The 19,194-nt window shown below is 60.4% G+C and carries 14 protein-coding genes, 3 tRNA genes and 1 pseudogene; all 18 read left to right on the forward strand.

What is annotated here, in order from left to right; genetic code table 11:
* Positions 1 to 54 precede the first annotated feature (54 nt).
* The 18 genes and pseudogenes from ACMXYJ_RS11870 to ACMXYJ_RS11955 all read left to right on the forward strand — a co-directional run bounded on the left by ACMXYJ_RS11870 (position 55) and on the right by ACMXYJ_RS11955 (position 19,192).
* Entirely contained in the window at positions 55 to 669 is a 615-nt protein-coding gene (locus ACMXYJ_RS11870; protein WP_415759960.1) for a phosphoribosylanthranilate isomerase, read from the forward strand.
* Positions 670 to 851: 182 nt separating this feature from the next.
* Positions 852 to 1,772: an acetyl-CoA carboxylase, carboxyltransferase subunit beta gene (gene accD, locus ACMXYJ_RS11875; RefSeq protein WP_027921583.1), complete on the forward strand. Its 921-nt coding sequence runs from the start codon at positions 852 to 854 to the stop codon at positions 1,770 to 1,772.
* Positions 1,769 to 3,076, forward strand: a complete 1,308-nt coding sequence (folC, locus tag ACMXYJ_RS11880) for a bifunctional tetrahydrofolate synthase/dihydrofolate synthase (protein WP_415759961.1) — start codon at positions 1,769 to 1,771, stop codon at positions 3,074 to 3,076. Before accD ends, folC begins: the two co-directional genes overlap by 4 nt.
* On the forward strand, positions 3,060 to 3,719 hold the full coding sequence (locus ACMXYJ_RS11885) for an SPOR domain-containing protein (protein WP_415759962.1): 660 nt from the start codon (positions 3,060 to 3,062) through the stop codon (positions 3,717 to 3,719). The genes folC and ACMXYJ_RS11885 overlap by 17 nt, the downstream gene beginning before the upstream one ends.
* Before the next feature lie 98 nt (positions 3,720 to 3,817).
* Positions 3,818 to 4,378, forward strand: a complete 561-nt coding sequence (locus tag ACMXYJ_RS11890; protein WP_008145596.1) for a CvpA family protein — start codon at positions 3,818 to 3,820, stop codon at positions 4,376 to 4,378.
* 41 nt (positions 4,379 to 4,419) lie between these two features.
* Positions 4,420 to 5,925 carry an amidophosphoribosyltransferase gene (purF, locus tag ACMXYJ_RS11895; RefSeq protein WP_010456022.1) on the forward strand — a complete coding sequence of 502 codons (1,506 nt, stop codon included), beginning with the start codon at positions 4,420 to 4,422 and terminating at the stop codon, positions 5,923 to 5,925.
* A gap of 65 nt (positions 5,926 to 5,990) precedes the next feature.
* Positions 5,991 to 7,202, forward strand: coding sequence for an O-succinylhomoserine sulfhydrylase (locus tag ACMXYJ_RS11900; protein WP_046047729.1), 1,212 nt, complete (start codon positions 5,991 to 5,993; stop codon positions 7,200 to 7,202).
* Positions 7,199 to 7,975 carry an SDR family oxidoreductase gene (locus ACMXYJ_RS11905; protein ID WP_415759964.1) on the forward strand — a complete coding sequence of 259 codons (777 nt, stop codon included), beginning with the start codon at positions 7,199 to 7,201 and terminating at the stop codon, positions 7,973 to 7,975. The genes ACMXYJ_RS11900 and ACMXYJ_RS11905 overlap by 4 nt, the downstream gene beginning before the upstream one ends.
* A 159-nt stretch (positions 7,976 to 8,134) precedes the next feature.
* Positions 8,135 to 8,210 (forward strand) — tRNA-Val (locus ACMXYJ_RS11910).
* Positions 8,211 to 8,265: 55 nt separating this feature from the next.
* Positions 8,266 to 8,342: transfer RNA gene (locus ACMXYJ_RS11915), tRNA-Asp, on the forward strand.
* A 93-nt stretch (positions 8,343 to 8,435) separates the two neighbouring features.
* Positions 8,436 to 8,512 (forward strand) — tRNA-Asp (locus ACMXYJ_RS11920).
* A 392-nt stretch (positions 8,513 to 8,904) separates the two neighbouring features.
* Positions 8,905 to 9,414 (forward strand): sigma-70 family RNA polymerase sigma factor, encoded by a 510-nt coding sequence (locus ACMXYJ_RS11925; RefSeq protein ID WP_415759965.1) that lies wholly within the window; start codon positions 8,905 to 8,907, stop codon positions 9,412 to 9,414.
* Positions 9,411 to 10,361: a FecR domain-containing protein gene (locus tag ACMXYJ_RS11930; protein WP_415759967.1), complete on the forward strand. Its 951-nt coding sequence runs from the start codon at positions 9,411 to 9,413 to the stop codon at positions 10,359 to 10,361. The genes ACMXYJ_RS11925 and ACMXYJ_RS11930 overlap by 4 nt, the downstream gene beginning before the upstream one ends.
* A gap of 67 nt (positions 10,362 to 10,428) precedes the next feature.
* Positions 10,429 to 12,852: a TonB-dependent siderophore receptor gene (locus ACMXYJ_RS11935; RefSeq protein WP_415759968.1), complete on the forward strand. Its 2,424-nt coding sequence runs from the start codon at positions 10,429 to 10,431 to the stop codon at positions 12,850 to 12,852.
* Between the two features lie 355 nt (positions 12,853 to 13,207).
* Positions 13,208 to 14,567, forward strand: a pseudogene (locus ACMXYJ_RS11940) (diaminobutyrate--2-oxoglutarate transaminase).
* A gap of 212 nt (positions 14,568 to 14,779) precedes the next feature.
* A complete protein-coding gene (locus ACMXYJ_RS11945) occupies positions 14,780 to 16,564 on the forward strand; it encodes an IucA/IucC family protein (protein WP_415759969.1) in 1,785 nt (594 codons plus the stop codon).
* Positions 16,557 to 17,768 (forward strand): type III PLP-dependent enzyme, encoded by a 1,212-nt coding sequence (locus ACMXYJ_RS11950; protein ID WP_415759971.1) that lies wholly within the window; start codon positions 16,557 to 16,559, stop codon positions 17,766 to 17,768. Before ACMXYJ_RS11945 ends, ACMXYJ_RS11950 begins: the two co-directional genes overlap by 8 nt.
* On the forward strand, positions 17,765 to 19,192 hold the full coding sequence (locus ACMXYJ_RS11955) for a DHA2 family efflux MFS transporter permease subunit (protein ID WP_415760714.1): 1,428 nt from the start codon (positions 17,765 to 17,767) through the stop codon (positions 19,190 to 19,192). Before ACMXYJ_RS11950 ends, ACMXYJ_RS11955 begins: the two co-directional genes overlap by 4 nt.
* Positions 19,193 to 19,194 lie beyond the last annotated feature (2 nt).

Here is a 19,194-nt window from a genome sequence, read left to right on the forward strand (position 1 = left end):
ACGCTTTTGTTACCATCCGGGACTTTCTCGGATTTACCTTGGGGTTCTATCGACATGTCGGCCGTTCGCAGCAAGATTTGTGGGATTACCCGCATAGAAGATGCGTTGGCAGCGGTCGAGGCCGGGGCTGATGCGATCGGATTTGTGTTCTACGCCAAAAGCCCCCGGGCCGTGACGTTTCAGCAGGCGCGCTCGATCATCAAGGCGTTGCCGCCGTTCGTGACCACCGTAGGATTGTTCGTCAACGCCAGCCGCTGCGAGTTGGGGGAAATCCTCGACGCCGTGCCGCTGGACCTGTTGCAGTTCCATGGCGACGAAACCGCGGCCGACTGCGAAGAATGGAATCGTCCGTATATCAAGGCGTTGCGGGTCAAGGCCGGTGACGATATCGCAGCTGCGTGCGATGCGTTTCCAAGTGCCAGCGGTATCCTGCTCGACGCCTACGTTGAAGGCGTACCCGGCGGAACCGGTGAAGCGTTTGACTGGTCTCTGATACCGCAAGGCTTGAGCAAACCGATCATCCTGGCGGGTGGCTTGACGCCGGACAACGTCGCCGAGGCGATTGCAAGGGTTCGGCCTTATGCCGTGGACGTCAGCGGTGGGGTGGAGGCGAGCAAGGGCATCAAGGATCACGCAAAGATTCAGGCATTCATCAAAGCAGTACGTTGATGTGACGGCTGGCACACTGCCGCCGTCCACAGGCATGGCTGAGGGTTTTTGGGGTGTACGCAGGTCACGTTTAGCTGATCCGGCAACCCATCGATCATCGCCACACATATGAATTTAGCTCAAGGGCATACGCGGGGCTGCGAACCAGAGCGTTCGGGCCGCCGGTACTGGAGAAAGAAAGCATGAGCAACTGGTTAGTAGACAAACTGATCCCTTCGATCATGCGTTCCGAGGTCAAGAAGAGCTCGGTGCCTGAAGGTCTGTGGCACAAATGCCCGTCTTGCGAGGCTGTGCTGTATCGTCCAGAGCTGGAAAAGACCCTGGACGTTTGCCCCAAGTGCAACCACCACATGCGTATCGGCGCCCGCGCCCGTATCGACATCTTCCTCGACGCTGAAGGCCGTGCCGAACTGGGCGCGGACCTGGAGCCGGTTGACCGTCTGAAGTTTCGCGACGGCAAGAAGTACAAGGATCGCCTGACCGCTGCGCAGAAGCAGACCGGCGAAAAAGACGCACTGATTTCCATGAGTGGCACCCTGCTGGGTATGCCGGTGGTGGTGTCGGCCTTCGAATTCTCCTTCATGGGTGGTTCGATGGGCGCTATCGTTGGTGAGCGTTTTGTTCGCGCTGCCAACTACGCGCTGGAAAACAAATGCCCGATGATCTGCTTCGCCGCTTCCGGCGGTGCGCGGATGCAGGAAGCCCTGATCTCCCTGATGCAAATGGCCAAGACCTCGGCGGTACTGGCGCGTCTGCGTGAAGAAGGCATTCCGTTCATCTCCGTGCTGACCGACCCGGTCTACGGTGGTGTATCCGCCAGTCTGGCGATGCTCGGCGATGTGATCGTCGGTGAGCCGAAAGCCCTGATCGGCTTCGCCGGTCCACGCGTAATCGAACAAACCGTGCGTGAAAAATTGCCGGAAGGCTTCCAGCGCAGCGAATTCCTGCTGGAACATGGTGCGATCGACATGATCATTCACCGTCAGGAACTGCGTCCGCGTCTGGGCAATCTGCTGGCACAAATGATGGGCCTGCCGACGCCGAAATTCGTCGCCGCGCCAATCGAGCCAATCGTGGTTCCACCGGTACCCGCCAACATATGATCAAACGTACCCTTGGCGAGTGGCTCGCCTACCTTGAGCAGTTGCACCCTTCGGCCATCGACATGGGCCTGGAGCGCTCGCAACAGGTAGCGTCCCGCATGGGACTGGGCAAGCCGGCGCCTCGGGTGATCACGGTCACCGGCACCAACGGCAAAGGTTCTACCTGCGCATTCGTGGCTTCGTTGCTGCGGGCGCAGGGCCTGAGCGTCGGTGTCTACAATTCTCCGCACCTGCTGCGTTACAACGAGCGGGTGCAAGTCAATGGCGTCGAAGCCACTGATGCAGAGCTGTGCGAAGCCTTTGCAGCGGTCGAGGCGGGCCGTGGCGACACTTCCCTGACGTACTTCGAAATGGGCACCCTCGCGGCGTTCTGGCTGTTTCAACACGCCAGTCTCGATGCAGTGGTGCTGGAAGTCGGGCTGGGTGGGCGTCTGGACACGGTCAACGTGGTCGATGCCGATATGGCGCTGGTCACCAGCATCGGTGTCGATCACGCGGACTATCTGGGCGATACCCGTGAATCCGTAGCGTTCGAAAAGGCCGGCATCTTCCGCCAGGGCGCGCCTGCGCTGTGTGGCGACCTGAATCCTCCACAGCCTCTGCTGGACAAAGCGCGCGAGCTCAATTGCCCGTTTTTCCTGCGTGGACGCGATTTCGACCTCGGCATCACCGATCACAACTGGCAATGGCGCGGTCTTGACGCTCAAGGGCGTGTGGTCGAGCTGCATGATCTGCCGTTGCTCGATCTGCCGATGGAAAACGCCGCGCTGGCGTTGCAGGCTTACCTGTTGCTCGGGTTGCCTTGGGCGGATGCACAAATTATTGCTGCGCTGAAAGCCACTCGGGTGGTCGGTCGCCTCGATCGCCGTCAATTTGACTGGCAGGGCAAACGCCTGAATCTGTTGCTGGACGTGGGGCATAACCCCCATGCGGCAGAATATCTGGCTCGCCGCCTGGCCAGCCGACCACCGGTTGGCAAGCGTCTGGCGGTGTTCGGATTGCTGGCAGACAAGGATCTGGATGGTGTTGTCGGTGAATTGAATGCTAGTGTCCAGCAATGGGCTGTCGCGCCGCTGGATTCACCGCGAGCGCGCCCGGTTGCCGATTTGCACGCAGCATTGCAGAGCCTTGGCGCCTCGGTAACATCCTATGACAGCGTGGCCGCCGCCCTGGATGGGCAGTGCGCGCTGGCGACGAGCGACGACGAGATTCTGTTGTTCGGATCATTTTATTGTGTCGCCGAGGCCCTCGAATGGCTGGCCCGGCGCTCCACGGAGGAAGCGGCAAATGGCATTGCTGGATAAGGCATACAAACAGCGCATGGTTGGCGCCCTGGTTCTGGTGGCGCTGGCGGTGATTTTCCTGCCGATGCTGTTTTCCCGTCAGGATGAACAGCGTCAAGTGACGGTTGAAGCCCCGGCTGCGCCGCAAGCGCCTGCGGTGCCGCAAGTTCAGGTCGAGCCGGTGGTGGTGCCTGAGTCGCAAGCCCTCCCTCAGGAGCCTGTGCCGAGTGATGAGGAAATCGCTCAGCAAGAAGCACCGTCGACAGCGATTGCCCCGAGTGCCCCGGTGGCGCCTGCGCCTGCCGTCAAACCGGTCGCGCCACCTCCGGCGCCGGTCAACAAGCCAACGGTTGCACCTAGCCAGCCCATCACGGCTGCACCCGGCAAGCCGGACACGACTCAAAGCCGCGTCGATGCCAATGGCCTGTCGGTCAGCTGGTCGGTGCAACTGGCCAGCCTGTCGAGTCGTGCAAGTGCAGAAAGCCTGCAGAAATCCCTGCGCAGCCAAGGCTACAACGCCTACATTCGTACTGCCGACGGCAAGAATCGGGTGTTTGTCGGACCGCTGATCGAGCGGGCAGAAGCCGATCGTCTGCGTGACTTGTTGAGTCGCCAGCAGAACCTCAAGGGTTTTGTGGTGCGTTTCCAGCCTGAGCGTGGCTAAAACTATCGCCCCGATTTGAAATGCACTGACAATCGCAGCTTACCGATAGCCATGCGCTCTGCTAAAATGCGCCGCCTTATCCGTCTGTAGGCTGCACTGTGCCATTTACCTGGGTTGACTGGGCGATCGTTGCAATCGTCGCCATCTCCGCATTGATCAGTCTGAGCCGCGGCTTCGTCAAAGAAGCACTGTCGCTGGTGACCTGGATCATCGCAGGAGTCGTCGCCTGGATGTTCGGTGGTTCATTGTCCGAGTACCTCGCCGGATACATCCAAACGCCGTCGGCCCGTGTGATCACGGGCTGTGCCATCATGTTTGTCGCCACGTTAATCGTAGGCGCAATGATCAATTATCTTATCGGCGAATTGGTTCGCGTCACCGGGCTGTCCGGGACCGATCGATTCCTCGGCATGGCCTTTGGCGCCGCGCGTGGCGTGTTGCTGGTGGTCGTGGCGGTCGGGCTGTTGAGCCTGGGGCCGGTACAGCAGGACGGGTGGTGGAAAGAATCACAGCTCGTGCCAAAATTTCTATTGGTTGCAGACTGGTCCAAAAACCTGATTCTCGGGTGGAGCAGTCAGTGGCTTGCCAGCGGTATCAGCGTACCCGCTGAGATACCGTTCAAGGAGCACCTCTTGCCGATGGCCAAAACGCCTCAGTGAGTTGTGTTCAGTTCAGATCCATTAAGTAGGGGTTGCGTCGCATGTGTGGCATCGTCGGTATCGTCGGTAAGTCGAACGTCAATCAGGCGCTGTATGACGCGCTAACCGTCCTCCAGCACCGCGGCCAGGACGCTGCCGGTATCGTGACCAGCCATGATGGCCGGTTATTCCTGCGCAAGGACAATGGCCTGGTACGTGACGTGTTTCATCAACGTCACATGCAGCGCCTGGTCGGCCACATGGGTATTGGCCATGTGCGTTACCCGACCGCGGGCAGTTCGACTTCGGCCGAAGCCCAACCGTTTTACGTCAACTCGCCTTACGGCATCACCCTGGCGCACAACGGTAACCTGACCAACGTTGAACAGCTGGCCAAGGAGATTTACGAATCTGACCTGCGCCATGTCAACACTAATTCCGATTCGGAAGTGCTGCTTAACGTGTTCGCACACGAACTGGCCCAGCGCGGCAAGTTGCAGCCAACTGAAGAAGACGTGTTCGCGGCCGTTACTGACGTGCACAACCGTTGCGTCGGTGGTTACGCGGTCGTGGCGATGGTGACCGGTTACGGCATCGTCGGTTTCCGCGACCCGCACGGCATCCGCCCGATCGTCTTCGGTCAGCGTCACACCGACGAAGGCGTCGAGTACATGATCGCCTCCGAAAGCGTGTCCCTGGACGTGCTCGGTTTCACCCTGATTCGCGACCTGGCACCGGGCGAAGCGGTCTACATCACTGAAGATGGCAAGCTGCACACCCGTCAGTGCGCAACCAACCCGTCCCTGACCCCGTGCATCTTCGAACACGTCTACCTGGCGCGTCCGGACTCGATCATCGACGGCGTGTCGGTTTATAAAGCACGCCTGCGCATGGGCGAGAAACTCGCCGAGAAGATCCTGCGCGAGCGTCCGGAACACGACATCGACGTGGTCATCCCGATTCCGGACACCAGCCGCACCGCGGCCCTGGAATTGGCGAACCACTTGGGCGTCAAGTTCCGCGAAGGCTTCGTGAAGAACCGCTACATTGGCCGGACCTTCATCATGCCGGGCCAGGCTGCACGGAAAAAATCCGTACGCCAGAAGCTCAACGCCATCGAACTGGAGTTCCGCGGCAAGAACGTGATGCTGGTGGACGACTCCATCGTTCGCGGCACCACTTGCAAGCAGATCATCCAGATGGCCCGCGAAGCCGGCGCCAAAAATGTCTACTTCTGCTCCGCGGCACCGGCCGTTCGTTACCCGAACGTCTACGGCATCGACATGCCGAGCGCTCACGAGCTGATCGCACACAACCGTTCGACCCAGGACGTGGCTGATCTGATCGGCGCTGACTGGTTGATCTATCAGGACTTGCCTGACTTGATCGAAGCGGTCGGTGGCGGCAAGATCAAGATCGAGAAGTTCGATTGCGCGGTGTTCGACGGCCAGTACGTCACCGGCGACGTCGACGAGGCTTACCTGAACAAGATCGAGCAGGCGCGTAATGATGCCTCCAAGGTCAAGACGCAGGCAGTCAGTGCGATCATTGATCTGTATAACAACTGAGTAACTACCGGCCCTGAGGGGCCGGTTTTGTATCTACTAAAAAGAGCAAGGCAAGGAGTGACAGCATGAGTCAGGATTGGGATGCCGGTCGGCTGGACAGTGACCTCGAAGGCGTAGCGTTCGACACCCTGGCCGTACGCGCCGGTCAGCACCGCACGCCGGAAGGCGAACACGGTGATCCGATGTTCTTCACTTCCAGCTACGTATTCCGTACCGCTGCTGATGCGGCGGCACGCTTTGCCGGTGAAGTGCCGGGCAACGTTTACTCGCGCTACACCAACCCGACCGTGCGCGCGTTCGAAGAGCGCATTGCCGCGCTGGAAAGCGCCGAGCAAGCTGTGGCCACGGCGACCGGCATGGCCGCGATCATGGCGGTGGTGATGAGCCTGTGCAGCGCCGGCGATCACGTACTGGTGTCGCGCAGCGTGTTCGGTTCGACCATCAGCCTGTTCGAGAAGTACTTCAAGCGCTTTGGCATTGAAGTCGATTACGTGCCCCTGGCGGACTTGTCCGGTTGGGATGCGGCGATCAAGGCCAACACTAAATTGCTCTTCGTCGAATCGCCATCCAATCCGCTGGCGGAGCTGGTGGACATCGCCGAGCTGTCGAAAATCGCTCATGCCAAGGGCGCGATGCTGGTGGTCGACAACTGCTTCTGTACCCCAGCGTTGCAGCAGCCGCTGAAGATGGGCGCGGACATCGTCGTGCACTCGGCGACCAAGTTCATCGACGGTCAGGGCCGTTGCATGGGCGGTGTTGTGGCCGGTCGCAGCGAACAGATGAAAGAAGTCGTCGGCTTCCTGCGGACTGCCGGGCCGACCCTGAGCCCGTTCAACGCCTGGATCTTCCTCAAGGGCCTGGAAACGCTGAGCCTGCGCATGAAGGCGCACTGTGCCAATGCCCAGCAACTGGCCGAATGGCTGGAGCAGCAGGAAGGCATCGAGAAAGTCCATTACGCTGGTCTCAAAAGCCATCCGCAGCACGAGTTGGCCCTGCGTCAGCAGAAAGGCTTTGGTGCGGTCGTGAGTTTCGAAGTCAAGGGCGGCAAAGAGGGCGCCTGGCGCTTTATCGATGCGACCCGCCTGATTTCCATCACCGCCAACCTCGGTGACAGCAAAACCACCATTACGCACCCAAGCACCACCTCCCACGGCCGTTTGGCGCCGCAAGAGCGTGAAGCAGCGGGCATTCGTGACAGCCTGATCCGCATCGCGGTCGGTCTGGAAGACGTGGCAGACCTGCAAGCCGATCTGGCGCGCGGGTTGGCTGCCTTGTGATCGAGTTGTCCACGCCAGGTACTGGCACCAATGGCCGGGTTGCATTGGTCACGGGTGCTGCGCGGGGCATTGGTCTGGGGATTTCGGCCTGGCTGATCAGCGAAGGCTGGCAGGTGGTGCTGACTGATCTTGATCGGGTGCGAGGTTCGAAAGTGGCGAAGGTGCTCGGCGACAACGCCTGGTTCATCGCCATGGACGTCTCGAACGAAGGGCAGGTGGCATTGGGTGTCGGCGAGGTGCTGGGGCAGTTCGGGCGTCTGGATGCGCTGGTGTGCAACGCGGCGGTTGCCGATCCGCACAACATCACCCTTGAAAGCCTTGATCTGGCGTACTGGAATCGGGTGCTGGCGGTGAATCTCAGTGGGCCGATGCTGTTGGCCAAGCACTGTGCGCCGTACCTGCGCGCTCACAGCGGCGCAATCGTCAACCTGGCCTCGACCCGTGCCGGGCAGTCAGAACCCGACACCGAGGCTTATGCGGCGAGCAAGGGCGGTCTGTTGGCCCTGACTCATGCCTTGGCGATCAGCCTCGGGCCGGAAATTCGCGTCAATGCAGTCAGTCCGGGCTGGATCGATGCGCGGGATCCCTCCGCACGTCGTGCCGAGCCGCTGTCCGATGCCGATCATGCCCAGCATCCGGCGGGCAGGGTAGGGACGGTCGAGGACGTGGCGGCGATGGTCGCCTGGCTGTTGTCGAAGAACGCGGGTTTTGTCACGGGCCAGGAGTTCGTGGTCGATGGCGGCATGACCAAGAAGATGATTTACAGCGAGTAATTCGAGCAGGGGCCGCGACAGCGGCGGCTTGAGGTTGCAGGCGGCCGTTGGCAGCGCTGCGGGAAATGACATGATTTTGTCTTTTTCAGAAAAACTTCAAGCGGGGTATTGACTTAGCTTCGGTACCTGCGTAAATTTCGCGGCCTCGGAGATGCAAACGGGTGATTAGCTCAGCTGGGAGAGCGTCTGCCTTACAAGCAGAATGTCGGCGGTTCGATCCCGTCATCACCCACCACTTCCGAGAGTCTTGCGAAAGCAAGATGGAAGCTTTTAAAAGCCTCCACCGACGCGCAGCGGTAGTTCAGTCGGTTAGAATACCGGCCTGTCACGCCGGGGGTCGCGGGTTCGAGTCCCGTCCGCTGCGCCATATTTTCCGAGTCAGGGTTTATTCTGGTTCGAGATTGAAAGCCTCGAAGCTTTCAGTCAGACGAGTTACTTGGACGCAAGTCCAAAGCGATACGCAGCGGTAGTTCAGTCGGTTAGAATACCGGCCTGTCACGCCGGGGGTCGCGGGTTCGAGTCCCGTCCGCTGCGCCATATCTGCCTCAAGGCCCACTGAACGCCTTGGAGCTACGAAGAAAGCTGCTGGTAAAGCCAGTGCCTACTTCGAGTCGATAGCAAAGACCCTGGTCGAAAGACCGGGTTTTTTTGTGTCTGCGATTTAGCTTTTCTCCTTGTCCCCGCAACCATGTGTATTCACATCTGCCGGCCAAATGCGGCCGTGTGTCGAATTCTTACTCCTCTCGACGATTTCCCTCAATAACGCTCAGCCCTGATCAACCGGTGGCTGTGTGGCAGAAACACCTGTCTTTCATTCGCGTATTCAAGTTTTTCCTGGGGGAAAAACGCATAAAGCGCTTGGTTTGAAGTATCAACACTAATTAGAATGAGTCGCATTTAAAATATTTCTTCGCGCAGGGTTCCTTTAGATGAGTGATGCAGCGATGCCGGCGGCGCAAACCTTCCACGACCTGTACCGCGACCATCGTGGCTGGCTCGAAAGCTGGTTGAGACGACGCATGAGCAATGGCCATGATGCGGCGGACTTGAGCCAGGATACGTTCGTGCGTTTACTCGCCAGCTCCCAGCACATCGCTGACCTGCAAGAACCCCGCGCCTATCTGGCGACAGTCGGCAAGCGGCTGCTGACCAACTTCTATAAGCGCCGCAGCCTGGAACAGGCCTACCTCAGTGCGCTGGCGCTGCTGCCTGAGGATTGCGTGCCGTCGCCCGAGCAACGTTGGTTGCTGCTGGAAACCCTGCAAGCCCTGGATGAATTGCTCGATGGATTGCCGACGGCGGTGCGACGGGCGTTTCTCTGGAGTCAACTGGAAGGCCTGGGTTATCACGAGATTGCCGAACGCCTGCAAGTCTCCGAGCGCACGATCAAGCGCTACATGGCGCAAGCCTATGAACATTGCCTGCTGGTGGATTTGTGATCGGCTCGGCCCCTTCGGCAGAAGCCCGGCAAGTCGTGCGGGCTGCCGCTCAATGGCTGGCACTCATGGAGTCAGGCGCCGCCAATGAGCGCGATCGTGCCAATCTGCAGCACTGGCGTGACAGCCATCCCAGTCATGAGCAGGCCTGGCAGAAAGCCCAACTCTTGCGCCAACGCTTTGCCGACTTACCATCGGGACTGGCCATGGCCAGCCTGGATCGGCCGCAGACGAGTCGGCGCACGGTGCTCAAGCGCGCCGTCGGGGCGGTGGCGCTGGTGCCAACCGCTTGGCTGATCAGTCGGCAGCTACCGCTGGATGTCTGGCGCGCTGACCTGCGAACGGCGACCGGGGAGGGCAAAAAAGTCCAGTTGGCCGATGGCAGCTCGCTGCAATTGAACACCGCAAGTGCCGTCGATATCGACCTGAAGAACCGCCGCCTGCGACTCGTGGAAGGCGAAATAGCACTGAATGTGCCCGGTACATCGCCGCTGACGATCCAGACGCACTTCGGGCAAGTGGTCGTCAGCCAGAGCGAAGTGTGCGTTCGTCAGGGGCAGACGGGGTGCAAGGTGTCAGTGCTTAAAGGCGCGGTGCAGTTGCAGCCTTTGCGCGGGCCGGTCTTTTCCTTGCGCGCAGGCCAGCAAGTCAGCCTTCAGGCGATGGGTGCCGGACGCGTCGAACCTTTCGATGTGCTTGCCCCAGGCTGGCGCGACGGCGTGTTGATGGCGCAGAACCAGCCCCTGGGCGATTTTCTGCGCGAACTCAGCACCTATCGTCCGGGATTGTTGCGCTGGGAACCGGAACTCGAATCCCTGCGCGTCACCGGCAGTTTCCGTCTGGAAGACACCGATCGCATCCTTACATTGCTGGCGGCCAGCTTGCCGCTGGAGGTGCATAGGCGAACCCGCTACTGGGTTACGTTGTTGCCGCGCAAAAATAGTGTTTGAGGTGTGTCCCCTTTTTTCGCGTCGCTTGTCATTCAAGGCAAGTGAAACGAAATCAGAGAGATTCTCAATGCCCGTAGTGATGCCCCGCAGTACGCGTCTGGGTTCTTCCAGGCTGCGCCCGTTGTTGCACTTGAGTCTGATGTTGAGCCTGAGTGCCTGTCCGTTGTTCATCACTGCCGGTTGGGCCGAAGACGCGCCTCGACGCAGTTACCAGGTGCCGGCAGGAAGCCTCAGCGCAGCGCTGACCCGTTTCGCCGGGCTGGCCGGGGTCAATCTGTCAGTGGACCCGGCACTGGTGGGCAGTCGCACCAGCCCTGGACTTTCCGGCGAGTACGCGGTGGAGGAGGGCTTTGCCCGACTGTTGCAGGGTTCCGGTCTGCAACTGCAGCCGGTAGGCGAAGAGGCGTACATCCTTACGCCGGCGCCAGAAGGCGGCAGCCTGCAACTGGGTGCCACCTCGATTGTCGGTGCCACTGACTCGGAGCACGGCGATCCGTATGTCGGCGGCCAGGTCGCGCGTCGCGGGTCGCAAGGCTTGCTCGGCTCGAAAGACTTTATGGAAACGCCGTTCAGCATGACCACCTACACCAGTGAGGTGGTCAAGAACCAGCAGGCGCGTACCTTGGGCGATCTGATCGCCAACGATCCCTCGGTTCGCGCCACCAACCCGGCGGGTGGGCGCTATGAGCAGTTCACCATTCGCGGGTTGAGCCTGTTCAACAGTGATGTTGCCTACAACGGCCTCTACGGCGTCCTGCCGACTTATTCGATCGACATGGAGATGGCCGACCGCGTCGACGTCCTCAAAGGCCCGAGCCAGCTCATCAACGGCATCTCGCCGCGGGGCAGTGTGGGTGGCGGGATCAACGTGGTGCCCAAGCGCGCGACCGACAAGCCCATCACGTCATTCACCGGCAGTTACGCTTCCGACAGCCAGGTCGGTGGTGCCGTGGATGTCGGCCGTCGCTTCGGTGAAGACAACAAGTTCGGTCTTCGTTTCAACGGCGTGAAGCAGTCCGGCGACACCGAATGGGATCACCAGAATGTCGACCGCGAAATGGCTGTGCTGGGCCTGGATTTCCGCGGTGAACGCCTGCGACTCTCTACAGACATCGGGCGCACCGAGCGTGATACCGACGCCCCGCAGGAGCGCGTGCAGGTCGGCCCAAATGCGCAGGTTCCGCATGCCAGCGATATTCGCCGCAACTATGCGCAGCCCTGGAGCAAGGCGAGTACCAACGACACGTTTGGCACGGTGAGCGCTGAATACGATGTCAACGATTCCGTCATGTTGTACGGCGGCGTGGGCGCGCGCAAAAGTAACCATGACTTCCTCCGCCATGCCGTTTCGGTCATCAACAACGCTGGCAATTTCAGCGTTCAACCGCGTGACTTCACCCGTGATGAAAATGTCCGGACAGCCACAGCGGGTGTGCGCAACTGGTTCCATACCGGCCCGGTAAGCCATGAAGTCAACCTGGCTGCCAGCTATTACTACATGGACTTTGAAAACGGCGGCGCCCGTTACGCCTCGGCCAACAGCAACATCTATAACCCCGTGGTAACACCAACGCCGGTCAGGCCCACGCGACAGGATTCGGAGGTCTATACCGAAAACCGTTCCACCGGCTTGGCGTTGTCCGACACCCTGGGTTTCTTCGATGACCGACTGCTGCTGACCCTCGGCGCCCGCTGGCAGCGCGTGAAGGTTGACGACTGGACCGATAACGTCAGAGGCGACACCGCCTACGACGAGGAAAAGGTTTCGCCGTCGGGCGGCATCCTGTTCAAGGCCACCGATAAGCTGTCGCTGTATGCCAACTACATGGAAGGCCTGAGCCAGGGCAAGATCGCACCGTCGACCTCGGTGAACGAGGACGAGATCTTCCCGCCGTTCATCAGCCGTCAGGTCGAAGTCGGTGCCAAGTATGACGCCGGTGCGTTCGCCGTCACCGCCGCCGTGTTCCGGATCAAGCAGCCGGCCTACGAGACCAACGCCACGACACGCGTCTTCGGTCCGAACGGCAAGCGTGAGAACACCGGTGTGGAACTGAGTGTGTTCGGTGAACCGCTCGATGGTTTCCGTCTGCTCGGCGGTGTCATGTACATCGACAGCGAGCTGACCAAAACCACCAATGGCACCTTCGACGGCAACCGGGCACCGGCCACGCCGAAATACAACGTCAACCTGGGCGCCGAGTGGGACGTGCCGACTGTACAGGGCCTGACCCTGACCAGCCGCGGCATTTACTCCAGCTCGCAGTACCTGGACCAGTCCAACAACAAGGAAATCGACTCCTGGGAGCGTTTCGACGTGGGCGCACGCTATGCGTTCAAGGTCGACGAAACGAACGTCACTGTGCGTGCCAATGTCGAGAACGTGGCGGACAAGCGCTACTGGAGTTCGGCCGGGGCCTCGGATGACAGCGAGCCTGGCTTGACGCTGTCGACCCCGCGCACCTATCTCCTTTCGGCGACCGTCGACTTCTGATTCACCCGTGTCATGCGCCCCAGGGAGCGGGGCGCCATCGTTGGACCATGACCTGATTCGAATAGAGGAAGGACATATGCACCCCCTCAGTTAATGAACAATCAAGACACTTGCGGATAAGTTACAGTCTGTCGATAACCTATCTCGAAGTTGTCTTTTGCATTACAAGATCATGGCTAGACCATGGCACTTCCGGAGTTTATACCAGGTTTATTAACTTGGTTTTTTGCGTGCCTGATTATTTTTAAAGTAGTTTAAATCGCTATATGTAAACTTCCAGATAGATTGTAAGAATTAGTTGCAACAACTCGGTAATGAGAATAAGTTGCATATCGAATTTAACGAGGGTGAAGCGATGTTGAATGATGGCGTATTGCACTCTAATCCTTTGCAAAAAACCAATGCCGACTATTTGGCTCGACAAAGCAAGTTCGAATCCAATGTACGCAGTTATCCACGCAAGTTGCCGCTGGCCATCGCCAAGGCGCACGGGCTCTGGGTGACCGATGTCGAGGGCAATACTTACCTCGACTGTCTGGCTGGCGCAGGTACTTTGGCCCTGGGGCACAATCATCCGGCCGTCATGGCCAGCCTCGACAGCTTCCTCGCCTCAGGCCTGCCGATGCACACCCTGGACCTGACCACCGCGGTCAAGGACGCTTTCAGCGAAACCTTGCTCAGCCTGTTGCCAAACCAGGGCCGTGATTACTGCCTGCAATTTTGCGGGCCGTCCGGGGCGGATGCAGTGGAGGCCGCGCTCAAACTGGCCAAGACCTACACCGGGCGCAACAACATCATCAGTTTCTCCGGGGCCTACCATGGCATGACCCACGGCGCCCTGGCCCTGACCGGCAACACCGCGCCGAAAAATGCCATCGCCAGCCTGATGCCCGGGGTGCAGTTCATGCCGTACCCCCACGAATACCGTTGCCCGCTGGGCATTGGCGGTGAGGCCGGGGTCGAGGCCTTGACCCACTATTTCACCCAGTTCATCGAAGACGTCGAAAGCGGCGGTGATCCTTGAAGCGGTGCAGGGTGAAGGCGGGGTCAACTGTGCCCCGGCGAGCTGGCTGCGGGCGATCCGCGAGGTGACGCGCAAGCACGGCATCCTGCTGATCCTCGACGAAGTGCAGACCGGTTTCGGCCGCACCGGCAAGATGTTTGCCTTCGAACACGCCGACATCGAGCCGGACCTGATCGTCATGTCCAAAGCGGTCGGTGGCGGTTTGCCCATGGCGGTGCTGGGCATCCGTCGTGAATTCGACGCCTGGGAACCAGGCAACCACGCCGGCACCTTCCGCGGTAACCAGATGGCCATGGCCGCCGGGCTGGCCACGCTGCAGGTGCTGCAACAGCAAAACCTCGCCGGCCAGGCCGAGCGCAAGGGCCAGTGGCTCAAGGACCGACTGGTCGAGTTGCAGGCGCATTATCCGGCCCTCGGCCAGGTGCGCGGTCGCGGCCTGATGCTGGGCATCGAGATCGTCGACGAGCGCCAGCCGGCGGATCGCCACGGGCATTTCCCGATGGACCCGGCGCTGGCCGTGGCCATCCAGCAACAGTGCTTCAAACAAGGCCTGTTGCTGGAACGCGGCGGGCGTAAGGGCAACGTGATCCGCTTGTTGCCGCCATTGATTATCGACGATGAACAATGCCAGCAAGTGATCCAGCGTTTTGATAATGCGATGGCTGCAGCGTTATTGCAGTTGCGCCCTTGAATGAATCAATCGAAGTTGCGCTGGTAGTCCGCCGAATTGCAGTTTGATCACAGTGCTGCAAGTAACTTTGATGGTCGTCTGATTGTTTAAAAAGGTTCAGTGAAGTGATGTCGTTACGTGGGGTTTCGTCGGCCGTCAAACGGGTCGATCAGCAACTAATTTTTTCGCCATATAACGTGTCCAGTGGCCTCGCGGGCTACTGTGGAGCACCCATGAATCATCCAGATCGCAGTGTTTTATCGAATATGGTCAGTGAGTTGGCGACGACGCGCGCGTTGCTTAATTGTTTGATCAAAGAGTTCGCCTTGCCGGAAAACTGCCTCAGTTACAGTTGGCCGACGCAGATGCAAGGTATCGCCCCGGGCAGTTACCTCGAAGGGCTGGAATGGAAGGGCATTCCCCTGACCATCAGCCTGCCCAACCAGCAGCAATTCTTTGTGATGGTGGACCGCCGTGATGGTCTGGGCAGTCACCGTTACCTGTCGGACGTTTATGCCCGGCGTGGCGAGGGCGACTGGTCGTGCCTGAGGTTTGCCGAGTTCGTCGAGCAGTTGCTCGCGGCGTGCGAACACATGACCCGCGCCAGCAACGACGAGTTGCTGGATCAGGTGTTGCAAAGCCAGTTGCTGACCGCCGCCATCGTCGGCCACAACATGGACGGCCAGCACCCGGCACCGCTCAGCAGTTACCTCGCCAGCGAGCAGGGCTTGTGGTTCGGTCATCCAAACCACCCGGCACCCAAGGCGCGCCTGTGGCCAGCTCATCTGGCCCAGGAAACCTATGCCCCGGAATTCCAGGCCCGCACGCCATTGCACCTGTTCGAGGTGCCGCTGGAGGGATTGAGCGTCGGGGCCAACGGCCTGAGCAAAGCCCAAGTGCTGGCCGGTTTTGCCGATCAAGCGCAGGCGCGGCCAGGGCACGCCGTTATCTGCATGCACCCGGTTCAGGCCCAGCTGTTCATGCAGGATGGTCGGGTTCAGCGTTTGTTGAAATCCGCGGCCATCGTCGACCTTGGCGCCACAGGGCTGATGGCCAACCCCACTGCGTCCATCCGAACCTGGTACATCGAGGGCCATGAGTTCTTCATCAAGGGGTCGCTGAACGTGCGCATCACCAACTGCGTCAGGAAAAACGCCTGGTACGAACTGGAAAGCGCACTGATGATCGACCGAGTTTTTCGTCACCTCCAACTGACCCGGCCGGAAACCCTTGGCGGACTCTCGGTGGTGGCCGAGCCGGGCAATCTGAGCTGGGCGCCGCAACAGGCCAGCGAAGCCGATAACCACTGGTTCCGCGAACAGACCGGGGCGATCCTGCGCGAGAACTTCTGCCTCGACACCGGCACCGACTGCAGCATCATGGCCGGCACGTTGTTCGCTCGTGGCCTGCATTTGCCGCCGTTGGTGCATGAGTTCCTGAGCCGGTTCAACGGCAATGACATCGGCGATCAAACGCTGTTGAGCTGGTTCGATGACTATCAGGCGCTGCTGCTGCGGCCGGTGCTGGCGCTGTTCTTCAACCACGGCATCGTGATGGAACCGCATTTGCAAAACAGCGTGCTGGTGCATGACAACGGTCGTCCACAACGCTTGCTGCTGCGGGATTTCGAAGGGGTCAAACTGACCGACGAACTGGGTGCTTCCCGGATCGACGCGGACGCTCATCCACGGGTGCGTGAGTCGCTGCTCTATTCCCGCCAGCAAGGCTGGAATCGCATCGTCTATTGCCTGTTCGTCAACAACTTGTCCGAGGCTGTGCTGGCCCTGAGCTGGGAACGTCCGCACCTGGCGCCGCTGATGTGGCAACGGGTGGAGCAGCAATTGATCAGCATCCGCGCCGAATTGACCCGCGCTGCGCCGGAGCTAGACGCACTGATCGCCGGTCAGCCGATTGCCTGCAAAACCAACCTGAAAGTCCGTCTGGCGGCCAAGGCTGATCGCCAGGCCAGCTACGTCAGCCTGGTGTCCCCGTGGGGCAAGGAGGCCAAGCATGGATAAGCTGCCCGCAACGGTTTTGGCCGCGATCGACGAGGCCCGAACGCAACACGAAGACCCGCTGGCGCTGTTCATCTACGACCTGGATGCGCTGAAACAGCACGTGACCCAGGTGATGGCGGCGTTGCCCAAAGGCGTAGAGCTTTACTACGCGATCAAGGCCAACAGCGAACCGCAAATTCTCGCCGCCGTGGCGCCGTTGGTGCACGGCTTCGAGATTTCCTCCGGCGGCGAGATCGATCGCCTCCAGGCCTGCCCGACGCGCAAGCCATTCATCTTCTCCGGCCCCGGCAAACTGGACTCCGATCTGCGTTCGGCGCTGCAACATCAGGTCGAAGCGATTCACATCGAAAGCCTGAATGAAATCGTCCGCCTGCAACGGCTCGCACTGGAAGCGGGGCGCGTGCAAGACGTCTTGCTGCGGATCAACCCCGAACTGCCTTCACCGCTCTCCAGTAAACTGGCGATGGCCGGCACGGCCACGCCGTTCGGGATCGATGAGTCGGAACTGGCCCAGGCGGTCAGTTGGGTCGATAACGCCAGCCACCTGCGGCTCAAGGGCTTCCATGTGCATGCGATGTCCCATCAATCGCAGGTGGAGCGCCATGAACAATTGCTCGATCTGTACTTGCAGCGTTGGCCGCAATGGAAAGCGTTGTCGGCCGATCCCGCGGCGATCACCCACCTCAATGTGGGCGGTGGCATCGGCGTCAATTACCTCGGGCCTCAGCAATTCGACTGGCAGCGCTTGTGTACGCATTTGGGCCAGTCCCTCGCGGCGTGTGCCGATGCGCCCATCGTGCGCTTTGAGCCCGGTCGATTCATCAGCGCCTTCTGTGGCTATTACGCCATTGAAGTGCTGGACAAGAAAACCAGTCACGGCAAGCACTTCCTGGTCTGTCGGGGCGGCACCCATCAGTTCCGTTTGCCGGTTGCCCAGGGACATGATCACCCGATCATTCATCTGCCCCGGCATCGCGTAACACCAACGGCGACACAGCAGGACTGGACCGTCGTGGGGCAGCTTTGCACGCCCAAGGATGTGCTGAGCCGCGATTGCCCGCTCACGGACGTGGAGATCGGCGACATGCTGGTGCTGCCGCTGGCGGGTGCCTATGGCTACAACATCTCCCATGTCGACTTCCTCTGTCATCCGCGACCGCCGCAGGTGTTTGTGCAACCGACCGGAGTCGCCCCGTGGGATTGACGTTTGCCGTGCCGCGCTGGTTGGTGGTGGTCAATGTGTTGTTGGGCACGCTGACGGTCAGCCTGAACAACAGCTCGCTGAATCCGGCGTTGCCGGCGTTCATGGAGGCCTTCGACATCGGCCCGCTGTTGGCCACCTGGATTGTGGCGGCGTTCATGGTGAGCATGGGCATGACCATGCCCCTCACCAGTTTTCTCAGCCAGCGGATGGGGCGCAAATCCCTGTATTTGTGGGGCGTGGCGTTGTTTGTCTGCGGCTCGTTGCTGGGGGCGCTGGCCAACTCCATCGCGCTGGTGATTACCGCGCGCGTGGTACAAGGCATCGCCAGCGGGCTGATGATTCCGCTGTCGCTGGCGATCATCTTTTCGGTGTACGCCAAGGGCGAACGGGGCAGGGTCACCGGCCTGTGGGGCGCGGCGGTGATGCTGGCGCCGGCATTGGGGCCCTTGTGCGGGAGCCTGATGCTGGAGTGGTTCAGTTGGCGCTCGCTGTTCCTGATGAATGTACCGATTGGCCTGCTGGCGCTGATCCTTGGCGTCGGCGTTTTGCCTGCTTCTGAAGCATCGGAACGTAAACCTTTCGACCTGGCGGGTTACTTGCTGATCGCGACGGGCATCGGTCTGCTGATGGTCGCTGTTGGCCGCCTGCGCCATGCCGAAGCCCTCACTGATCCGCTCAACCTTGGCATGTTGCTGGCGGCCGTCCTGTGTCTGGTTGCGTTTGTACGACTGGAACTGAACCGGACTTCGCCGCTGCTCAATCTGCGCATCTTTGCCCTGCGCGGTTATCGCTTGAGCGTAATCATCGCGGTAGTGCAGTCGGTCGGCATGTTCGAATGCCTGGTGCTGCTGCCGCTGCTGGTGCAAGTGGTGATGGGCTACAGCGCTATCTGGACCGGTCTGTCGCTGCTGTGCACGGCGCTGTTCGCCAGCCTGTTCGGGCATCTCGGCGGCCAGTGGCTGGACCGTCACGGCCCGCGCGGCGTGGTGCTCTGGGGGCTGCTGCTGACCGGGGGTGCCACGCTGGGATTGGGCATGCTAGGGGCTGGTGCTTCAATCGCTGTGGTGTTCTTTCTGATGATGGTCCGCGGCGCCGGATTGGGCCTGTCCTATATCCCCATCACCACCGCCGGGCTTGATGCGCTGCCTGAACCGATGGTCACTCAGGGCGCAGCGATGAACAACATTTCCCGTCGTCTCGTCTCGTCGCTGGCCATCGTGATCGCCTCCCTGTGGCTGGAATTTCGCCTGACTGCCGAGACCGGGGGCGGGGTGGTTTCGATGGCCAGCTCGGGGGCGATCAGCGAGGTCTTCATGGCCACCGGCATCCTCATCCTGCTGGCATTGCCCTGTGCCTGGCGTTTCCCCGTTCACGCATCCGACGAGCCGGCCGAGGCACTGCCCTCGGCCCTCGAACACCGTTAATT

The organism is Pseudomonas arabinosi (assembly GCF_047758675.1).
Lineage (GTDB): Bacteria > Pseudomonadota > Gammaproteobacteria > Pseudomonadales > Pseudomonadaceae > Aquipseudomonas > Aquipseudomonas arabinosi.

Bases quoted from the DNA above. Each gene is read 5' to 3' on its own strand.
- ACMXYJ_RS11870 (WP_415759960.1), top strand. From the start codon at position 55: ATGTCGGCCGTTCGCAGCAAGATTTGTGGGATTACCCGCATAGAAGAT.
- ACMXYJ_RS11945 (WP_415759969.1), top strand. From the start codon at position 14,780: ATGAATCATCCAGATCGCAGTGTTTTATCGAATATGGTCAGTGAGTTG.
- purF (WP_010456022.1), top strand. From the start codon at position 4,420: ATGTGTGGCATCGTCGGTATCGTCGGTAAGTCGAACGTCAATCAGGCG.
- ACMXYJ_RS11900 (WP_046047729.1), top strand. From the start codon at position 5,991: ATGAGTCAGGATTGGGATGCCGGTCGGCTGGACAGTGACCTCGAAGGC.
- ACMXYJ_RS11935 (WP_415759968.1), top strand. From the start codon at position 10,429: ATGCCCGTAGTGATGCCCCGCAGTACGCGTCTGGGTTCTTCCAGGCTG.
- folC (WP_415759961.1), top strand. From the start codon at position 1,769: ATGATCAAACGTACCCTTGGCGAGTGGCTCGCCTACCTTGAGCAGTTG.
- accD (WP_027921583.1), top strand. From the start codon at position 852: ATGAGCAACTGGTTAGTAGACAAACTGATCCCTTCGATCATGCGTTCC.
- ACMXYJ_RS11885 (WP_415759962.1), top strand. From the start codon at position 3,060: ATGGCATTGCTGGATAAGGCATACAAACAGCGCATGGTTGGCGCCCTG.
- ACMXYJ_RS11950 (WP_415759971.1), top strand. From the start codon at position 16,557: ATGGATAAGCTGCCCGCAACGGTTTTGGCCGCGATCGACGAGGCCCGA.
- ACMXYJ_RS11925 (WP_415759965.1), top strand. From the start codon at position 8,905: ATGAGTGATGCAGCGATGCCGGCGGCGCAAACCTTCCACGACCTGTAC.